At 40.4% G+C, this 18,224-nt stretch carries 21 protein-coding genes; 15 read left to right on the forward strand and 6 right to left on the reverse strand.

Annotation, left to right across the window (positions count from 1 at the left end; genetic code table 11):
* Nucleotides 1-49 precede the first annotated feature (49 nt).
* Nucleotides 50-1,438: a S41 family peptidase gene (locus OU792_RS12255; protein WP_274670306.1), complete on the forward strand. Its 1,389-nt coding sequence runs from the start codon at nucleotides 50-52 to the stop codon at nucleotides 1,436-1,438.
* Nucleotides 1,439-1,562: 124 nt separating this feature from the next.
* The gene (locus OU792_RS12260) at nucleotides 1,563-1,775 is read left to right on the forward strand and encodes a hypothetical protein (protein ID WP_026944921.1); all 213 of its coding nucleotides are present in this window, start codon (nucleotides 1,563-1,565) and stop codon (nucleotides 1,773-1,775) included.
* Nucleotides 1,776-1,826: 51 nt separating this feature from the next.
* Here OU792_RS12260 and OU792_RS12265 read toward each other — a convergent pair whose 3' ends face one another.
* The 4 genes from OU792_RS12265 to OU792_RS12280 form a co-directional block, all read right to left on the reverse strand.
* Nucleotides 1,827-2,534, reverse strand: a complete 708-nt coding sequence (locus tag OU792_RS12265; protein ID WP_134200722.1) for a tetratricopeptide repeat protein — start codon at nucleotides 2,532-2,534, stop codon at nucleotides 1,827-1,829.
* Between the two features lie 203 nt (nucleotides 2,535-2,737).
* Nucleotides 2,738-4,153: a CCA tRNA nucleotidyltransferase gene (locus OU792_RS12270; protein WP_274670307.1), complete on the reverse strand. Its 1,416-nt coding sequence runs from the start codon at nucleotides 4,151-4,153 to the stop codon at nucleotides 2,738-2,740.
* Entirely contained in the window at nucleotides 4,150-4,623 is a 474-nt protein-coding gene (locus OU792_RS12275) for a hypothetical protein (protein WP_274670308.1), read from the reverse strand. The genes OU792_RS12270 and OU792_RS12275 overlap by 4 nt, the downstream gene beginning before the upstream one ends.
* Before the next feature lie 193 nt (nucleotides 4,624-4,816).
* The gene (locus tag OU792_RS12280; RefSeq protein WP_222582727.1) at nucleotides 4,817-5,218 is read right to left on the reverse strand and encodes a hypothetical protein; all 402 of its coding nucleotides are present in this window, start codon (nucleotides 5,216-5,218) and stop codon (nucleotides 4,817-4,819) included.
* A 430-nt stretch (nucleotides 5,219-5,648) separates the two neighbouring features.
* Between OU792_RS12280 and OU792_RS12285 the strand changes: the two genes are divergently transcribed.
* The 7 genes from OU792_RS12285 to lepB all read left to right on the forward strand — a co-directional run bounded on the left by OU792_RS12285 (nucleotide 5,649) and on the right by lepB (nucleotide 13,487).
* Entirely contained in the window at nucleotides 5,649-7,268 is a 1,620-nt protein-coding gene (locus OU792_RS12285; protein WP_274670309.1) for a CTP synthase, read from the forward strand.
* Between the two features lie 31 nt (nucleotides 7,269-7,299).
* A complete protein-coding gene (yidC, locus tag OU792_RS12290; protein WP_274670310.1) occupies nucleotides 7,300-9,102 on the forward strand; it encodes a membrane protein insertase YidC in 1,803 nt (600 codons plus the stop codon).
* Between the two features lie 271 nt (nucleotides 9,103-9,373).
* The gene (locus OU792_RS12295) at nucleotides 9,374-10,165 is read left to right on the forward strand and encodes a ParA family protein (RefSeq protein WP_134200713.1); all 792 of its coding nucleotides are present in this window, start codon (nucleotides 9,374-9,376) and stop codon (nucleotides 10,163-10,165) included.
* On the forward strand, nucleotides 10,158-11,069 hold the full coding sequence (locus tag OU792_RS12300; protein ID WP_222582725.1) for a ParB/RepB/Spo0J family partition protein: 912 nt from the start codon (nucleotides 10,158-10,160) through the stop codon (nucleotides 11,067-11,069). The genes OU792_RS12295 and OU792_RS12300 overlap by 8 nt, the downstream gene beginning before the upstream one ends.
* A 2-nt stretch (nucleotides 11,070-11,071) precedes the next feature.
* Entirely contained in the window at nucleotides 11,072-11,680 is a 609-nt protein-coding gene (locus tag OU792_RS12305) for a DUF5683 domain-containing protein (protein ID WP_246628722.1), read from the forward strand.
* Nucleotides 11,681-12,403 carry a 4-hydroxy-tetrahydrodipicolinate reductase gene (gene dapB, locus OU792_RS12310; protein WP_274670311.1) on the forward strand — a complete coding sequence of 241 codons (723 nt, stop codon included), beginning with the start codon at nucleotides 11,681-11,683 and terminating at the stop codon, nucleotides 12,401-12,403.
* 10 nt (nucleotides 12,404-12,413) lie between these two features.
* Nucleotides 12,414-13,487: a signal peptidase I gene (gene lepB / locus OU792_RS12315; protein WP_274670312.1), complete on the forward strand. Its 1,074-nt coding sequence runs from the start codon at nucleotides 12,414-12,416 to the stop codon at nucleotides 13,485-13,487.
* A gap of 40 nt (nucleotides 13,488-13,527) precedes the next feature.
* Here lepB and ung read toward each other — a convergent pair whose 3' ends face one another.
* Complete coding sequence (gene ung, locus OU792_RS12320; protein WP_274670313.1) at nucleotides 13,528-14,190, reverse strand: uracil-DNA glycosylase; 663 nt, start codon at nucleotides 14,188-14,190, stop codon at nucleotides 13,528-13,530.
* A 63-nt stretch (nucleotides 14,191-14,253) separates the two neighbouring features.
* Here ung and apaG point away from each other — a divergent pair, with 63 nt between their 5' ends.
* Together apaG and OU792_RS12330 are read left to right on the forward strand one after the other, a co-directional pair.
* Complete coding sequence (gene apaG / locus OU792_RS12325; protein WP_024281717.1) at nucleotides 14,254-14,640, forward strand: Co2+/Mg2+ efflux protein ApaG; 387 nt, start codon at nucleotides 14,254-14,256, stop codon at nucleotides 14,638-14,640.
* A gap of 143 nt (nucleotides 14,641-14,783) precedes the next feature.
* Complete coding sequence (locus tag OU792_RS12330) at nucleotides 14,784-15,428, forward strand: O-methyltransferase (protein ID WP_274670314.1); 645 nt, start codon at nucleotides 14,784-14,786, stop codon at nucleotides 15,426-15,428.
* Here the strand turns inward: OU792_RS12330 and OU792_RS12335 are convergent.
* The gene (locus OU792_RS12335) at nucleotides 15,407-16,006 is read right to left on the reverse strand and encodes an SAM-dependent methyltransferase (protein ID WP_274670327.1); all 600 of its coding nucleotides are present in this window, start codon (nucleotides 16,004-16,006) and stop codon (nucleotides 15,407-15,409) included. The two genes, OU792_RS12330 and OU792_RS12335, sit on opposite strands and share 22 nt — an antisense overlap.
* A gap of 16 nt (nucleotides 16,007-16,022) precedes the next feature.
* Between OU792_RS12335 and OU792_RS12340 the strand changes: the two genes are divergently transcribed.
* The 4 genes from OU792_RS12340 (at nucleotide 16,023) to rplI (ending at nucleotide 18,203) form a co-directional block, all read left to right on the forward strand.
* Nucleotides 16,023-16,952 (forward strand): hypothetical protein, encoded by a 930-nt coding sequence (locus OU792_RS12340; protein ID WP_134200699.1) that lies wholly within the window; start codon nucleotides 16,023-16,025, stop codon nucleotides 16,950-16,952.
* 151 nt (nucleotides 16,953-17,103) lie between these two features.
* Nucleotides 17,104-17,475 (forward strand): 30S ribosomal protein S6, encoded by a 372-nt coding sequence (gene rpsF, locus OU792_RS12345; protein ID WP_024281713.1) that lies wholly within the window; start codon nucleotides 17,104-17,106, stop codon nucleotides 17,473-17,475.
* Nucleotides 17,472-17,723 carry a 30S ribosomal protein S18 gene (gene rpsR, locus OU792_RS12350; RefSeq protein WP_024281712.1) on the forward strand — a complete coding sequence of 84 codons (252 nt, stop codon included), beginning with the start codon at nucleotides 17,472-17,474 and terminating at the stop codon, nucleotides 17,721-17,723. Before rpsF ends, rpsR begins: the two co-directional genes overlap by 4 nt.
* A 36-nt stretch (nucleotides 17,724-17,759) precedes the next feature.
* A complete protein-coding gene (gene rplI, locus OU792_RS12355; protein WP_024281711.1) occupies nucleotides 17,760-18,203 on the forward strand; it encodes a 50S ribosomal protein L9 in 444 nt (147 codons plus the stop codon).
* The last annotated feature ends 21 nt before the right edge of the window (nucleotides 18,204-18,224 follow it).

The raw sequence follows: 18,224 nt of genomic DNA on the forward strand, positions 1-18,224 counted from the left end.
TTATGGAGATTCTAGTCCCAAGACCCAGATAGTTATATTTCACTCGAGTATGAAAAAAATAAAAATCCAGAAAGCTTTCTATCTGATAGCTTTCATTGCACTAGGTGCTTGTAATAGTGAAGATCAAAATCCTCCACCGGTAGATCCCGGAAGTGATGTAGCCGTGAACCGATGGATTCAAGAGGTCATGGATCAGGTTTACTTTTGGTTGGATGACATGCGCCAACCCATCGCTGAGACTTCCGCACCTGAAGATTACTTTGAATCTTTACTTTTCAGACCCACAGATCGATTTTCAGCCATTTTCTCAGATTATCAAGAGCTTATCAATTCACTCAATGGAGTGACTTTGGAGTCTGGATATGAATTTATCCTTTTTAGAGAAAGTTCGACTTCTGACAACGTCATCGCTGAGATAACTTATATCAAGAAGAATAGTCCAGCTGCATCGGCGGGATTAAGACGTGGAGACATCATCCGGACGATAAATGGTCAACAAATGACTGTGGAAAATTTCCGAGATGTTTTGGAAGATATATCCTCCACTCATACGGTTAATTTCCTACGATTCAATGAAGAAACAGCCGCTTTCGAAAATCAAGGAGATGTAGAGCTTAATGCAGTTCAACTTGCCGAAGATCCTAATTTCCTTGACACGGTCTACACGATCAATAATCAAAAAATAGGCTATGTAGTTTACCATTTCTTTGCTCCAGGTCCTGGTAGTGGCAGCACTGCTTATGATCAAGAAATGGATGCAATCTTTGCAAAATTCAAGGCAGAATCAATCAATCACCTAATTGTCGACTTTCGGTATAATGGGGGTGGCTTTGTTTCTTCTGCTGTTAACCTAGCGAGTCTTATCGCTCCTGGAGTCACTCAGAATGATATTTTCTCGAAGACAAAATACAATAGTTTCCTGAGTGGCTTCGACGATTTCCAAAATGTACAGACACCATTCCGAACCAAAGCACAAAATCTAGGAAATATCTTGAGCGGAAATCGGGTATATATTTTAACCTCAAGTCGCACGGCTTCGGCTTCAGAATTAATAATAAATGGGCTTCGTCCTTACATGGACGTGTTTCTAATTGGTGATGTGACTACAGGAAAAAATGTAGGTTCTATACCTTTCGAAGACGAGGAAAACCCACAAAATACCTACGGCATCCTACCCATCGTCACCCAAAGTGCCAATAGCCAGGATGAGTCTGATTATACCAACGGATTTACTCCAAATATCTCTGCTAGAGAAGTGGAAGAGCGCTTAAGACCTTTTGGTGATGTCAATGAGCAACTATTGAGAACAGCGATTGCTGAAATTACAGGTCAATCTCCATCTGGCCGTTTTCAAAAGCTATCAAGGTCAGATTTGGGAAGTACCCTTGATTATAAAATCAGAACTGGTCGAATGATTGAAAACATCAAGTTTGAATAATAAAAAATTTAAACCTCCGGTTCGGAAGCAAGCTCAAGGAGCTTGCTTTTTTGCTTTATTATCAAATCGTTAACATTTGAATCCACGGTTTTAAAAGCGCTTAATTTTAAGTTATTTCGAGCCTATGCAAGAGATCGCTAGCTTTGTCTTGATTTTGGCGGTATACTTCCTGGGAATATTGGCCATCGTTCAAGAAGTCTCCAATCCGAAGTACATCAACTTTAGAAAGAATTCCAGAGAAATGGTGAGAGTACCTGTCAACTATGGAAAAATCCTAACCGTCAGTTTCCTATTGGCTCTTTTAACCACTGCTCTCGCTTACTATCTTTTTATCTAAAAAAAAACAGCTCCCAAAAAGAGAGCCGTTCTTCAATGCGGCCTGATCTAATTATGATTGTGCCTTCTTCAAATTTTCTTTCGCTAGATCAAAAGCAGGATCTAATTCGATTGCTTCTTGAAAAGCGGTAGTTGCCTCAGATTTAGACCCCTGATCCAAATAGATCATGCCCTTTAGATTAAGTGCTGCAGCCTTGATACTCACTTCCTGAGTTTCTGTCTGAGACTTTGGAAATCCGATTTTTTCATCCGATTTAGCATTCTTGATCAGCATATTGGTAGAATTGAGTGCTTCCTCATATCGCTTTAAGGAATATTGTAAAAATGCTGACTTATATAGGCTGAAGTTATCTCCCGTCAAAAGGTGTAAACTCTCATAATGAGGGAGTGCTCTATCAAGTGCCCCTACCTGCTCCAAAGAATAAGCGGCTATTTCTAATGCGCCAATATTTCGATCATTTACCTCGAGAATATCCATGGCAACGAGGGCTGCAGAGGTGGATTGGCCCAATTCGAAATATAATGATCCCAAAAGCTCTTGATATCTCAAGTTTTCTGGATTTCTAACGATTAATCTGTATAAAGCAGATTTAGCAAGCTCAGGGTCATTGTATCGCATTGCTAGCTGATAGGAAGCCTGATCCTGAATATTAAGAGCAATTTTGTCTTTGGGATCCATTTGTACTGTGGAGTCAGCACTTTGTGCTTGTGCGTATCCTATTGAGAGGACAAAGGCAAATAGGGTGAGTAAACGTTTCATCTGTTTATAATTTGTTTTTTAGAGGTCAGATGGAATCTTGCACATTTTACAATCATCCCAGTGTGTATTGCTTGCGTTGTGCTCGATTTCATATAATTAAACTTTCTGTTGTGGTATATTTCTTTGAATTAAGTCGGAAAGTAAATGCTTTTTTCTAATTCTATTTATTCTTTTGATTTGACTTAAACAGATTTTAAGATCTTTTATTTATCGGAAATCCCCATCCGTTTTGCTATGTCGTGCATCAGGCCTCTAGCCTCTTCGGGATTATTTTTGATTTTGCCCTCTAATATAGCTTCTTTGATCTCCTCTTTGATATCGCCTACTATTTTGGAAGGCTTTAGATTGAAAATTGACATAATTTCCTCCCCACTAATTGGTGGCTGAAAGTTTCTAACTTGATCTTTCTCTTCTACCTCTTGCAATTTACGCTCTACTTTATCGAAGTTTTCCAGGTAGCGTTTTACCTTTTTATCATTCTTGGAAGTGATATCAGCCCGGCAAAGCATCATCAATTCGTCGATCGCATCTCCCGCATCAAAGAGTAGGCGTCGCAAGGCAGAATCCGTGACTTCATCCTTGACCAAAGCTATCGGCCGAAGGTGAAGGCGTACCAATTTCTGGACAAACTTCATCCGCTCATCCATCGGCAATTTGAGACGCTTAAATATCCCCGGCACCATCCGTGCGCCTTTATCTTCATGCCCATGAAAGGTCCAACCAACTTTAGGATTAAACCGCTTAGTGGCAGGCTTGGCAATATCATGCAAAATAGCCGCCCATCTAAGCCAAAGGTCATCACTCACTTTGGCTACATTGTCGAGTACTTGAAGTGTATGATAAAAATTATCCTTGTGAGACTTATCGTCAACAGTATCTACACCTTGAAGCTCGACCATCTCAGGAAAAAACTCATGGATCAATTTACCTGCAAAAAGCAATTTAAAGCCGTAAGAAGGAGTAGGTGTTTCAATGATTTTATTTAGCTCGGTAATGATTCTTTCAGCGGATACAATCTTAAGGCGGGCTGCATTGTCTTGAATAGCAAAAAAGGTATCTGCTTCTATGTCAAAATTAAGTTGAGCTGCAAATCGTACCGCCCGCATCATCCGAAGAGGATCATCCGACAAAGTTACATTGGGTTCTAGGGGTGTTTGAATGTTTTTTCTTTTCAGGTCCTTTTGTCCGTTGAAAGGGTCCAACAACTCCCCGAAATCCTCCTGATTGAGAGAAATAGCCATCGCGTTAATCGTGAAGTCCCTCCGCTCCAAGTCTTCCATCAAAGTACCGTCTTCCACGATTGGCTTTCTGCTTTCAGATCGATAAGATTCCTTCCGGGCTCCCACAAACTCGAGTTCATAGTCTCCCCAATTGATCATCGCAGTCCCAAAATTCTTGAAGATTGATACAGGAACATCATTTCCCAAAGCCTTTGAAACTTCTTTGGCAAGTGCAATTCCACTACCCACGCAGGTAAAATCGATATCTTTATTTTCTCTTTCCAAAAGTAGATCACGAACGTATCCGCCTACTACATATGTGGGAAGCCCCAGTCTTTGACCTGCCTCTCCTACAATTTTGAAAATTGAATTTTGATCTAGTTTCTCTTTAAAATTCATCCCTTGATGATTTTCACATCCCCTTCTGGGCTCAAAAATAGCTCTTTCAAATTAGGACTAAAAAGCGGAAAAAGCTCCTTCACCTGAAAGTCCACCGGGCCTTTTACATTTTCCCATCTAGCCATGAGGAGTTTACTTGCTTGAAACAAAAAACCATTCCAGGCCTTATCCCTGATCAATGCAAAGCGAATCTTTCCATTTTCAGGCAAGGCTTTGGGAAGTAGGTCAGATGCCGGGCTGTGATAGATGGTTGGTTTGGAAGCATAATCTACGATATCTAAAGATACCTCCGAAAACTGCTCTGCTACCGATCTAATCTGAAAAACATCAAACAAAAGAAATATCCAGTCAGACCCCAAATCCTCCTGCCAGGTATCTGCATACTGGAAATGAATGACACTTCCATTTCCTTCCTTGATGAATAGACTGCCCTTGGTTTTTAATGTTTCGATTAATGGTTTGTAATCCAATTTCTATTGATTTTTTGCAAAATTAATCAGATATCTGAGAGCTTACAGATTAATAGAAAAAATGTACTCCTTAAAAAGAATAAATTACCCGAATAGAAAAGGAAAAATATTCCTGAACATATGAAATCAACCAAAAACGAAGTAATAAAAAAAGCGGAACTAGTCCGCTTTTATCAAAATAAACAAGTGATATTTATCCTCTTAGCCAGTTGATAAATGTCTGATAACCAATACCGATCTCTCTAGCAAAAGCAGCTTTGGTCTTTTTACCGGTAGCTTCTACCTTCTTCCACTCTTCAAGAATTTTTGATTTTTCTTGATCAGAGAAAGTTCTTCTTTTGGATGTTTTAGCACTTGACTGTCCTGTAATTAAAGCAATTAGTTCATTTAGGTCATTTAAAAAACGTCCGTCTGTTAGATGCAATCCTGCATTCTCCAATTTTTTAATAACATCATCTTTTGGGTTTACAGGAGTAACTGCAATACCTCTGGCAGCAGCTTCGTGAAGATCTACTCTTTTACCTTCAGAAGTTACATAAATAAAACCATCATTCTTTTTAAGATCTGCAATTGCCTCTTTAATAAGTTCTCTCATAATCGTTTTTGTTTTTAGGTAAAAATGATGGAGCAATATATTATTTCATAATGAGAATGAAAAAGCTTTCTGATATTTTATATAAAAAAAATTAAAAACTATTTACTATTTATTTCTTGATAGAGTATTAGCACTAATCATTGAACAACAAAAGAGGTAAAATGCTAAACCAAAAAGTTTACTCTAAAGCATAAAATTAAAAAGTTTTAACATAGATAGGTTGGATTATATTACAAATTCGTTGAATTACATTTTATATCTAAAGCAAAAAATACTGTTTAACCAATCATGAAGCAAAAGAAAAAATTAGGCGATCGTAGTTGGATTTTTTAGCTCAGAAAAAATCTCCGTTCAGTTCTTTCTCGGATATTTTCCGTAATTTTGAGCCCCATAAGAATCCAAATAGAAACAACACGCTCACCCCATTCTTATGGCCTCATCAACCAAATACATTTTCATCACCGGAGGAGTTACCTCCTCATTAGGAAAGGGTATTATTGCCGCTTCTTTAGGCAAATTACTCCAGTCCCGTGGCTTTTCTGTCACTATCCAGAAATTCGACCCCTATCTAAACATTGATCCAGGCACTCTCAATCCATACGAACATGGAGAATGCTATGTGACAGATGATGGAGCGGAAACTGATTTGGACCTTGGCCACTATGAGCGATTTCTAAATACCTCTACCTCCCAAAGCAACAATGTCACGACAGGGAGGATTTACAACAATGTCATTACCAAAGAGCGTAAAGGAGAGTTTTTGGGAAAAACCGTACAAGTCATTCCTCATATTACCGACGAAATCAAAAACAACTTTTACAAGCTAGGCCAAGAAGGTAAGTATGATGTGATCATCACCGAAATCGGAGGTTGCGTAGGCGATATTGAATCTTTGCCATTCATTGAGGCAGTTCGACAAGCTCGATGGGATCTTGGCCCCAATAATTTCTTGGTTATTCATTTGACGCTCATCCCCTACCTGAAGGCTGCGAAAGAGCTCAAGACAAAGCCGACTCAGCACTCAGTAAAGCAACTCCTAGAGGCTGGTATTCAACCTGATATCTTAGTATGCCGGACCGAATATCATCTTCCCGCTGAGGTAAAGAAGAAATTGGCGCTTTTCTGCAACGTACAGCTAAATAGTGTCATTGAAGCGATGGACGCTGATACTATTTATGATGTGCCACTTTTGATGAAGAAAGAAAAGCTAGACGAACGCGTATTGTCAAAGCTTAAGCTTTCATCCAAACAAAATACTGACCTGGAAGAATGGAAGGACTTTTTGGGCAAACTCAAAAATCCAACGCAAGAAGTCACTATCGGGCTTATCGGAAAATATGTTTCCTTACCCGATTCCTATAAATCCATTATTGAAGCATTCACACATGCAGGGGCATCCGTAGAATGTCATGTAAACTTAAAGTTGATCTCATCCGAAGAAATCAATCTGGACAATTTCAAATCAAAGCTCAGTGACTTGGATGGGATTTTGGTAGCACCCGGATTTGGTGAAAGAGGATTTGAAGGCAAAATCGAAACGGTTCGCTATGCTAGGGAAAAGAAAATTCCATTTTTTGGAATCTGCCTTGGCATGCAAGTGGCAGTGATAGAATTTGCAAGAAATGTCCTACAGCTACCAAATGCAAACAGTACGGAAATGGACGAAAACACCCCGCATCCTGTCATAGATTTGATGGAAGAGCAGAAACAGATCGAGCAAATGGGTGGAACAATGCGATTAGGTGCGTATACTTGCGAACTCAAAAGAGGAAGTAAGGCCTATCAGGCCTACGGAACCAAAAAAGTTCAAGAACGACATAGACATCGCTATGAGTTTAACAACAAATACTTAGAGCAGATAGAAAGAGCAGGAATGCTTGCTACGGGTAAAAATCCTGACACTGGTCTTGTAGAAATTATGGAGATCAAAAACCATCCTTGGTTTGTAGGCGTTCAATTTCATCCCGAGTACCGAAGCACCGTCTTGAACCCACAGCCACTTTTCGTGAAATTTATTGAAGCGGCGATAGAAAATAAAAAATATAAGTAAGTAGTCCCGGTAATCCCGGGCAATAGCATTTATGGATAGAAATCAAGCGACAGGACTGATATTATTTGCAGCAGTCATCCTTATTTACTCAATTTTCTTTGCCTCGGGGCCTGAAATTGATCCAAGTGAAGAAACCATCGCAGTAGAAAACACCGTAACTCCCAATCAGGGAAGTATTGAAGAATTCCCGCCGATCCAAAAGGAAGAAACCGACTCCCTATCAGAGGACAAAATCAACAGATATGGTGTCTTAGCCACACTTACTCTCGGTAAGGAAGAAATAGTCACTTTGGAAAATGATGTCATCAAAGTCGATGTATCCACCAAAGGCGGGACCATCAAAAATGTAGAGCTAAAGGAGTACAAAACATGGGAAGGCAAGCCCCTGCTTCTTTTGGATGAAGAGTCCTCCTCCATGTCTCAAATGCTAGAGACTACCAAAGGCCCTGTTCTTTTGGAAGATTTCTATTTCTTTCCCGAACTGACTTCAGAGACTTCAGAGGATGGCAAGCAGATCCAAGTTCTCACACTTCAGACTGGAACGGAAAGCGGTACTTTATTGCACCGGTTTGAATTAGTAGAAGGGTCATATCAAGTCAAAAAGTCTTTCGAGATTAACGATTATCAAGGGGTTTTTACCCAAAACCACTTAAGCATTTCTTGGAATGATGTGGCGAGAGCCCATGAGCAGGATTTGGCTGAGTCTCGTAGAAAAACAGAAGTCAACTACTACACAGCTGAAGGTTCCTATGAAAACCTTGGCGTAGGAGATTCTCCAGAGGCTGAGAGCCCAACCGAAGCTGTAAAGTGGATTGGTTTTAGCCAGCGCTTTTTCACGGCAGGGATTATAGCTGACCAAAATTTCTCCAATGTTAATGTAGCTCAAAGCACCCCAACAGATAGTGCCTTTGTCAGACAAATGGAAGCAAGTTTTTACGTTCCTATGACAGAGGGAAAGGCTGATTACACCTTTTACTTTGGGCCAGATCGATATAAAGTACTTAAGCAAGTAACAGAAGGGTTTGAAAAAAACGTTGACATGGGTTACTTCTTTGTCAGTTGGGTGAATAAGTACATCATTGTTAATCTATTCGCATTTCTTGAGAAATACTTCAGCAATTATGGAGTAATCATCATTTTGATCGTATTGATTATCAAGTTGGCCTTATCTCCTCTTACCTATAAGTCCTACATCGGCATGGCAAAAATGAGGGTGATAAAACCTGAAATCGACGAGCTTAAAGAAAAATACGGAGAAGATCCAACCAAGATGCAGCAAGAGCAAATGAAGCTATTTTCGCAACTTGGCGTTTCGCCAGTAGCGGGCTGTCTTCCTTTACTCTTCCAGATGCCCTTCCTTTTCGCGATGTTCTTCTTTTTCCCGAACTCGATCGAACTTAGGCAAGAATCCTTCCTGTGGGCCAATGATCTTTCTACCTATGATGAGTTTATCAAACTGCCATTTACCATCCCATTTTATGGTTCTCACGTCAGTTTATTTACTTTGCTGATGACCATTTCGCAGATTGTTTACACCCACTTCAACAATCAGCTTACCACAGCCACTGGCCCGATGAAAAATTTGGGCTACATCATGCCCGTAATGTTCATGTTTATCCTGAACTCTTATCCAGCAGGCTTGAGCTTTTACTACTTCGTTTCTAATATGGTGACTTTTGGTCAGCAGGCATTGATCAAGCTATTTGTAGACGATGAAAAGATTCGCCAAAAAGTAGAAGCCAATAAGGTCAAAAACGCAAATAAGAAGAAGTCTAAGTTCCAACAAAGACTAGAAGATGCCATGAAGGCTGCCGATGCAAATCGGAAAAAATAAATAAGAAAGGGCTTCGGCCCTTTTTTTGCGGATTAGGCTGATTCGTGTTTCGAATCAAATTGAGTATCACTTGAGAAACTTTAACAATCAGGCATGCCATTCTCCACTAACTTTGTTATCTTCTTGATCTTCAATCAAAACAAATAATCTAGCCTAGAACAGCATTCAAAAAACCATGTGATTATTTGAACTGCTTCCTAGAAAAAAGAAAAAAATGAGTCGACAGAGCCGGGATTTTGTTTAATATTGAAGTTAAATTTATCGTATCATCATGGGAAAAATCATTGCAATCGCCAACCAAAAAGGTGGAGTAGGAAAAACTACTACCGCGATGAATCTTGCTGCCAGTTTGGCGGTTTTGGAGTACAAAACCTTGGTGATTGATGCTGATCCACAGGCAAATACAACTTCAGGCCTTGGGCAAGACCCAAAATCCATCAGTACCAGCATCTATGAGTGTATGGTGGATGGAATTCCCGTCGAGGAAATCATTATCCATACCGAAATCGAATACTTAGATCTTGTCCCTTCTCACATAGACTTGGTCGGTGCAGAAGTGGAAATGATCAATATGGAAAACCGAGAGGAAAAGATGAAGGAAGTCATCTCTAGTTTGAGAGAGAAATATGACTTTATTATCATCGACTGCTCTCCTTCCTTAGGCTTGATAACGATTAATGCACTGACTGCGGCCAATTCGGTAATTATCCCTGTGCAATGTGAATATTTCGCATTAGAAGGTCTAGGTAAGCTTTTGAATACGATCAAGATCATCCAAACCAGACTCAATCCTGACTTGGAGATCGAAGGAATTCTTTTGACCATGTATGATGTGAGACTCCGCCTATCCAATCAGGTTGTAGAGGAAGTTCGCCTCCATTTCAAAAACATGGTATTCGAAACCATCATTCCAAGAAATGTGCGATTGGGCGAGGCACCAAGCTTTGGATTACCGGCTATTGCTTTTGATGCAGAAGGAAAAGGATCTATTGCTTACCTCAACTTGGCCAATGAGATTGCTGAGAAAAACGGACTAAAAAAACCAGAACAAGCTCATGGCTGATAATAAACCCAACCGAAAGAAAAGTGCACTTGGTCGCGGCCTAGGAGCCCTTCTTCAGGATAGTCCTGCTAAAAATAAAGGGGAAGAGATCCTTCCTGAAGTTCAGAAGACCGGCATCTTTGAATTGGAGCTTTCTCAAATTCAGGTCAATCCTTTTCAACCTCGGACCCACTTCGACAAAGAAGCGCTTGAAGAACTTGCAGAATCCATTCGCGTCCAGGGAATTATTCAGCCAATCACAGTTCGAAAACTGGATCAGAACGATTATCAACTAATCTCAGGTGAGCGGAGATTTCAAGCATCCAAGCTTGCTGGCTTAGTAAAGATACCTGCCTATGTAAGGACAGCCAATGATCAGCAAATGCTGGAAATGGCCTTGATCGAAAATATTCAGCGGGAAAATCTTAATGCGCTAGAAATCGCACAATCCTATCAGCGACTTTTAGCTGAGTGTAATCTCAAACAAGAAGAACTAGGCGACCGGGTAGGAAAAAACAGAACTACTGTCAATAATTATCTACGATTACTGAAACTTCCTCCATCGATTCAAGCAGCTATTCGAGATCAAAAATTATCAATGGGGCATGCCCGGGCACTTATCAATGTGGAAGACATTGACAAGCAATTGGCGATCTTTAAAAAGGCTATTGATGAGGAGCTAAGTGTAAGAAAGGTAGAGGCCCTAGTCAAAGCATTGAATGAGGCACAACCGAGCAAAAAGGAAAAACCCGAATTAGATCCTGTCAAAAAATATGAGTTGAACAAGCTACAGCAGCGACTAGCATCTCATTTTGGGACAAAAGTGGCCCTCAAATCTGATCCAAAAAACCGGGGAGAAATCAAAATCCCTTTTCATTCAGCATCTGACCTCAATAGAATTCTCGAAATTCTTGAAATCATTTGATTTTGCGTAGCCATCTACTTTGTAAAAGAATCCTCTCCAAATTAAGTCGCATTGGAGCGATGGGGTTTCTCGTGTGGCTTTTGGTCAATTCCGCAGCCTCCGCACAGCAGGATACCATACGAGTAGAAGAGCGAAAAAATAAAAAGGAAAAACCTGATTACTCTTCACTTCCGAAAAACCCTAGAAAAGCCACCATGCTTTCGGCTATTTTGCCTGGAGCTGGACAGGTTTACAATGGTAAAGCATGGAAAGTACCCATCCTTTACGCAGGTTTTATGGCTGATATTTATTTCATTGGATATAATAACAGCAGATACCAAGTTTTCCGAGAAGCCTTATTTGCCTTTGATGAAGGGGAAGACAATTTATTCCCTAGTCTGAATCGGGATGCTTTGGTTCGAAATGTAGATTATTGGAGGCGAAATCGAGACTTGACTATCCTGCTGCTTGGAGTCATCTACGCCTTGAATATCATTGATGCAAATGTGGACGCACACCTTTCCGGCTTTGATATCTCAGACGAACTCAGTCTTGCTATTGAACCCAGCGTGCAACAATTCGCAGCCCAAAACCAATCCTTGGGTTTAAGTGTAAAATTGAAATTCAAATAAATGAACATTATTATTCTAGGATATGGAAAAATGGGGAAAATAATAGGTGAAATAGCCGAAACCCGTGGTCATTCCATCCTTGCCAAAATTGACGAAAACAACCGAGAAACGCTCAATGACTTGGATCTATCCAAAGTCGATGTAGCAATCGAGTTCAGCCAACCTGAAGCTGCCGTCACCAATATAACTTGGTGCCTTGAGAACGGAATCCCAATTGTATCAGGTACAACGGGGTGGTTAAAACACAAGCCTAACATAGAGAAATTAGCAATCGAGAAAGGCACTCCTTTCTTCTATGCCTCAAATTTTAGTATCGGTGTAAACGTATTTTTTAAAGTCAATCAGTATCTTGCCAAACTGATGGGTGAAACAGCTGGATACCAGGTAGAAATAGAGGAAATTCACCATACGGCTAAAAAAGATGCTCCTTCTGGCACTGCTATCACTCTGGCAGAGGGTATCTTGGAAGCCCAGAGCGGCTTGAAGGGCTGGTACTTGTCCGGGGAAGCGCCCGAAAATGGACAAAAACTTCCGATCATTTCTAAGCGCATTGATCCGGCACCTGGCACACATATCATACGCTATCAATCTGAAATTGATGATATTGAGATCAGCCACACAGCTCACAGTAGACAGGGATTTGCGCTTGGCGCGGTTTTAGTTGCCGAATGGATACCTGGAAAAAGTGGAGTATTGAATATGAATGATTTTCTGTCTTTTTGAATATTAAAGTATGAGTTCGAAGAATAAAAAGAAAAAATCTGCTGCGAGGGAATGGCTCGATGCCTTGGTTTTTGCAGTAGTAGCGGCCAGTTTGATCCGCTGGTTATTGCTGGAGCCATTTACCATTCCTACAGCTTCTATGGAAAAGTCCCTATTGGTGGGAGACTTCCTTTTTGTAAGTAAAATGCACTATGGGACTCGGATTCCCAAAACTCCCTTACAGGTACCACTAACCCATCAAAAGATTTGGGGAACGGAAATTCCCTCCTATTCTGATGCTATCCAGTTGCCATACATGAGACTACCTGGCTTTGCCGATGTAGAGCGAAATGACGTTGTTGTATTCAATTACCCAGTTGAATTTGAATACCCCAATGACCTGAAAACCAACTATATAAAACGGGCAGTCGCTGTTCCGGGTGATGAATTGGAAATCAAAGATGGAGTTCTATATATCAATGGTGAATCAGCCATGCAGCCGGAAGAAATGCAGTATTCATACAATGTCTTGGCAAGCCGAATGCTAAATGCCGATTTTTTTACAGAATATGGAATTAATCCTGCTAGCTTTCATATAATGTCCGATGGTTCATATGTCGTTTTTGCCACAGATCTAGTGATAGAAAGATTAAAAGCATCTCCTTTAATCACCACTGTGAGAAAACAAATCATGTCACCAAGAGGCGAGGACAGAATTTTTCCAGATGGAATGAAGATGGGTTGGAACAGAGACCAATATGGTCCTTTGACCATTCCCGGAGAAGGTACAACGATCGAATTGAATGCAGATAATATCTTGCGATATGGCTCCACCATCAAAAACTATGAAGGACACGAGCAGGTAGAGATCAGAGAAAATGAACTTTTGATCAATGGACAAAAAGTTGAAAGCTATACCTTCAAGCAAAACTATTACTTCATGATGGGAGACAATCGTCATGATTCGCTTGATTCACGCTATTGGGGTTTTGTTCCTGAAGATCACGTAGTAGGAAAAGCCTGGTTCCTTTGGCTTTCACTGGATGAGTTCGAGTCATTCTTCAACAAAATCCGTTGGAGCAGGATATTTAAAAGCATCGAATAAATAAAAGGCCCTCATAGGGCCTTTTCTTTTTGTGTTGAAATCACCAATCAATTGATTTCAAACCTTTCTGCTCTAAATAAGCATTAGCCTGAGAGAAATGGCGACACCCTAAAAACCCACGATGAGCAGAAAGCGGGCTCGGGTGAGGCGCTCTCAATACCAGATGCTTTGACTGATCGATTAAATCAGCCTTTTTTCCCGCATAGGCTCCCCAAAGCAGGAATACCACATTTGATTTGCCATCGCTGATTCGTTGGATCACCCGATCTGTAAATTCCTCCCAACCTTGTTTTTGATGTGAACCTGCCTCGCTCTTTCGGACGGTAAGTGTAGCATTCAACAGAAATACACCTTGTCTTGCCCAGCGGGTTAAATCTCCATTTGGAGGCATGGCTTTTCCTATATCCGATTGGATTTCTTTGAAAATATTTAAAAGACTTGGAGGAAAAGGAACTCCAGGCTTTACCGAAAAGGAAAGCCCATGCGCCTGACCCTCGCCATGATATGGATCTTGTCCCAGTATGACGACTTTCACTTGATCAAAGGGACACTGATCAAACGCGTTGAAAATAAATTTCCCAGGTGGAAAAACTGGCCCTTTCTCGTATTCAGACTTTACAAATGTCACTAGTTTTTTGAAAAACTCTTCCTCAAAAATGTCGTTCAAAACATTATTCCAGGAATTTTCAATTTTTACTTTCATAGGTAAAAGTATTGATTTTCAAAGGCTTCATTGTATATTTGGAAACTTTTAATATTATTAAGAATGGTCACAGCAATCACTCAGGGAATAGAAGTCAGTATAGAAGTCACCTATCAGGCCGAATTTTCTAGCCCTCTACAACATCATTATGTTTTCACCTACAAGGTAACCATTCATAATAAAAGTGACATTACCGTTCAATTGTTGCGAAGGAGATGGGAAATTTCTGATGCTGCGGAAAACCGAAAAATTGTGGAAGGTGATGGAGTGGTCGGACAGCAGCCCACGCTAGAACCCGGACAAAGTCATAGCTATGTATCAGGATGCAATCTTCGTTCTGGCTTGGGTAAAATGAAGGGAAGCTACACCATGCGAAAAGTCTATAATGAGAAGGAATTCGATGTAGAAGTTCCTGAATTTCAAATGATTGCTAATATTTTTCACAATTAAGATTTCTTGATCAAGAGTCTGTTTCCATTAAAAGGGTATTTTCAATATTGGCTTGAAAAAAAAAAAACAAAGCCTCTTTCCAAAACCCCCACCTTGTTTCTTTAGTCTCTGAGTTGGAAATTTTTCTTGAGGAAAGAAAACACTTGGATCTTGACATCGAAGATTGGCGGGCTCAGTTACTTCAAAATCATCAAACTATTGAGATCTTAGATCTGGGAGCAGGTTCTAAAAAAGTACCGTCTAATCGACGAAAAATCTCCGCAATCACAAAATACTCGACATCGGGAAGAAAATTCGCCCAACTCTACCAATACTTTGCCTCACTCACTCCAGCTAATCACCTTTTGGAATTGGGAACCTGCATGGGCCTCACTACCCGATACCTACAGCGGGTAACAAATAAAAAGCTGACAACCTTTGAAGGATCGGAATCCATTCAGAACATAGCAAAAACTGGAATCGAGGATAGTCAAGTAAAATTTATCCTTGGCGACATAACCGAGACCTTGCCACAGTATTTGTCAGAGAATAATCAAGTGGACTTTGCGCTGTTAGATTCATCACATACTTATCAAAAAACCATAGAATTTACAGATTTACTGATGAAGCAATGTGACTCAAAAAGTATTTTGGCAATAGCTGATATCTATTGGTCCAAAGGAATGAATCGAGCTTGGCAGGAGCTAAAATCACGAAAAGAAGTCCAATTGAGTCTGGACTTTTATGAATGCGGGATTTTGATTTTTGATTATCCCGGAGAGAAAACTCACTTGATCCTAGACTTTTGATTTTGAAGCATGAAAAACAACTCTGCCCCCCTTCTCGGAGGAATGGAGTTGTAGCAGGGCTCCATTTTTATTATATCGAAGTATTTAGAAAACAGCTTTTCATAGTCCCTTATTTTCCCACCAAATGGAGGGCCTTGCCTTTCAAATTCTATAGAAAACAACACTCCGACAATCTTTCCATTTGGCTTCAAGAGTGTTTTCATTTTTTCACAATATGCCTCCCGCTGGTCCGGATGCAATGCACAAAAAAATGTCTGCTCTAAAATCAGGTCATAAACTCCTTTGTGGGTAAAGAAATCTTCGTTTAATAGGTTTTCATCTGGAAATTGAGGATTGGACTTCCTAAACTTTGTTAAAGGGAATTTGGCGAAATCCAGCAAAAAAGTATTCTGGAAGCCTTTTTCAAATGCATAAGCGGCTTCATGCCCATTCCCTCCGCCTGGTATCAACACTTTGATATCCCGATTCTCAATTTGGTCTAAATATTGTACTAGCGGTGTAGAAGCGTAACCGATATCCCAGCCCGTGGCACCTTGCTCATAGCGCTGGGTCCAGTAGCTCTCATCCAAATAATTCATCAAGCCCTAAGTAGTTATGGACTCAAATTTTGAAAAAGATTCTCAACCAAAAAAAGACCAAGGCAAAAATATCATCATCATTGTCTTGGTGCTACTTGTAATCATTAGTGGGATCAAGTTATACACTGATTACGTAGACCGCACCAAAAAGACTGAAGAAATATTACTTCTGTCTACCGAAAACAATCAGCTCAACCAGCGTCTAGATTCGGTGACTTACCAGCTGAATCTGCGTATTCAGGAAATCGAGAAGTTGGGTGGAGATATCGCCGCGCTTGAAGAAGTACGCGACCAGTTGATAGCCGAGCGAAACTCCAATCGACAGCGCACCGCCAATGAAATCGCCGAACTAAATCGCCGAATTCAGTCATACAATGGTATGCTGCAGGAAAAGGATCAGGAAATTCTTGAGTTGAGAGCAATGAACCAACAGCTATATGCTGAGAATCAAGATCTCAAAACGACCCAAGCTGAAATCGAGGAAGAGGTCGCTCAACTGAACCTTCAGAAAGAGGATCTTCAGGCAAAGGTCAATGTTGCCTCCATGCTGAAAGCAGAAAATATCACCGTTGCAGCTATCAACAGAAGAGGTAAAGAACGGGTAGAGACCACCAAAGACTTTAGAAATCGACAGATCGAACGGATCAAAATCAGTTTCAATTTCTCTGATAACAAGGTAGCTCAGCCAGGCCCTAGAAACGTCTATGTTCAGATTCTTGCTCCGAATGAGCAACCGATCTTTGATGTGGCCAAAGGATCAGGCACATTCACTGTGAATGGAGCCGAGCAGTTCTATACCGTCAAGCAGGACATCCTTTTTGATAATACCGGAGAGCCTTTGACTTTCTACTACGAAAAGGGATCTGACTATGTCTCAGGAGACCATGAAGTCCGTATCTTTGTGGATGATTATCAGATTGGATCTAGAACATTTTCAGTGAAGTAAATCATCACAGACATGTCTTTTAAGCCTCTCAAAATCAGAGAGGCTTTTTTTATTGGGTGAGAAAAATAGATAACAGATGTTATTTGGATAAAACCTAAAATCAACCTACTTTTGCGGTCTGTTTAATAAATTTCACACAAACACATTCAAAATGTTCCAAAGAAATTACGAGACGGTATTCATTTTAACTCCCGTTTTGTCTGATGTTCAGATGAAGGATACTGTCGACAAGTTTGTAAACTTGTTAAAAGAAGAGGGGGCAGATGTGATCAATGTGGAAAATTGGGGTCTTAAGAAGATGGCTTACGCTATTCAGAAGAAGACAACCGGTTTTTACGTATTGGTTGAGTACAAGGCGGATCCTACAGTGATCAAAAAGTTGGAGACTGAATTCCGACGTGACGAGAAAGTAATGCGATTCTTGACTACCGTATTGGACAAGCATGCGATCGCTTACGGCGACAGAAGAAGAAAAGGAGAGTTTAACAAAAAATCCGAAGCTAAGGAGGAAGCTGCCCAATGACACTATTCAACGAACCAATCAACAGAGGCGAAGTAAAGAAAAAATACTGCCGATTCAAGAAGCACGGGATCAAGTATATCGATTACAAAGACCCTAACTTCCTTTTGAAATTTGTCAATGAGCAAGGAAAGATTCTTCCAAGAAGATTGACTGGTAACTCTGCAAAGTATCAGCGTAAAGTTGCTCAAGCAGTGAAGAAAGCTAGACATTTGGCTTTACTACCATTTGTAACTGACGGATTGAAGTAATTCACATCATCCTATCATTCTAAAAGCTAAACAGAAATGGAAATTATACTAAAAACAGACATCAAAGGTCTCGGCTATAAAAATGATTTGGTAAGTGTGAAGCCTGGATATGGACGCAATTACCTCATCCCTCAAGGATATGCCGTTTTGGCCACTTCTTCTAATAAGAAGATCCTAGCTGAAAACATCAAGCAAGCCGCTCACAAAGCTGAGAAAATCAAAGCAGATGCTGAGGAGATCGCAAGCAAGCTTTCTGGCGTAACGCTTGAAATCAAAGCTAAAATCGGTGAAACTGGAAAAATCTTCGGAAAAGTAACCACCCTTCAAATTTCTGACGCCTTGGCAGCACAAGGATTTGATATTGATCGAAAGAAGATCGCTATCAATACTCCTGTCGACGGTGCCGGTGAATTTGTCGCAGAGGTTGACCTTCACAGAGAAGTAAAAACAGACGTAAAATTCGTAGTAGTCGCAGAGTAATCTCGACTTGATAAAAATAAA

Origin of the sequence: Algoriphagus sp. NF (assembly GCF_028823735.1) — a bacterium.
Taxonomy (GTDB): domain Bacteria; phylum Bacteroidota; class Bacteroidia; order Cytophagales; family Cyclobacteriaceae; genus Algoriphagus; species Algoriphagus marincola.

Coding starts and splice junctions, on each gene's coding strand:
- rpsF (WP_024281713.1), top strand. CDS start 17,104: ATGTTCCAAAGAAATTACGAGACGGTATTCATTTTAACTCCCGTTTTG.
- OU792_RS12265 (WP_134200722.1), bottom strand. CDS start 2,534: ATGAAACGTTTACTCACCCTATTTGCCTTTGTCCTCTCAATAGGATAC.
- dapB (WP_274670311.1), top strand. CDS start 11,681: ATGAACATTATTATTCTAGGATATGGAAAAATGGGGAAAATAATAGGT.
- OU792_RS12280 (WP_222582727.1), bottom strand. CDS start 5,218: ATGAGAGAACTTATTAAAGAGGCAATTGCAGATCTTAAAAAGAATGAT.
- OU792_RS12270 (WP_274670307.1), bottom strand. CDS start 4,153: ATGAATTTTAAAGAGAAACTAGATCAAAATTCAATTTTCAAAATTGTA.
- rpsR (WP_024281712.1), top strand. CDS start 17,472: ATGACACTATTCAACGAACCAATCAACAGAGGCGAAGTAAAGAAAAAA.
- apaG (WP_024281717.1), top strand. CDS start 14,254: ATGGTCACAGCAATCACTCAGGGAATAGAAGTCAGTATAGAAGTCACC.
- OU792_RS12340 (WP_134200699.1), top strand. CDS start 16,023: ATGGACTCAAATTTTGAAAAAGATTCTCAACCAAAAAAAGACCAAGGC.
- ung (WP_274670313.1), bottom strand. CDS start 14,190: ATGAAAGTAAAAATTGAAAATTCCTGGAATAATGTTTTGAACGACATT.
- rplI (WP_024281711.1), top strand. CDS start 17,760: ATGGAAATTATACTAAAAACAGACATCAAAGGTCTCGGCTATAAAAAT.
- yidC (WP_274670310.1), top strand. CDS start 7,300: ATGGATAGAAATCAAGCGACAGGACTGATATTATTTGCAGCAGTCATC.
- OU792_RS12295 (WP_134200713.1), top strand. CDS start 9,374: ATGGGAAAAATCATTGCAATCGCCAACCAAAAAGGTGGAGTAGGAAAA.
- OU792_RS12255 (WP_274670306.1), top strand. CDS start 50: ATGAAAAAAATAAAAATCCAGAAAGCTTTCTATCTGATAGCTTTCATT.
- lepB (WP_274670312.1), top strand. CDS start 12,414: ATGAGTTCGAAGAATAAAAAGAAAAAATCTGCTGCGAGGGAATGGCTC.
- OU792_RS12285 (WP_274670309.1), top strand. CDS start 5,649: ATGGCCTCATCAACCAAATACATTTTCATCACCGGAGGAGTTACCTCC.
- OU792_RS12335 (WP_274670327.1), bottom strand. CDS start 16,006: ATGAATTATTTGGATGAGAGCTACTGGACCCAGCGCTATGAGCAAGGT.
- OU792_RS12300 (WP_222582725.1), top strand. CDS start 10,158: ATGGCTGATAATAAACCCAACCGAAAGAAAAGTGCACTTGGTCGCGGC.
- OU792_RS12260 (WP_026944921.1), top strand. CDS start 1,563: ATGCAAGAGATCGCTAGCTTTGTCTTGATTTTGGCGGTATACTTCCTG.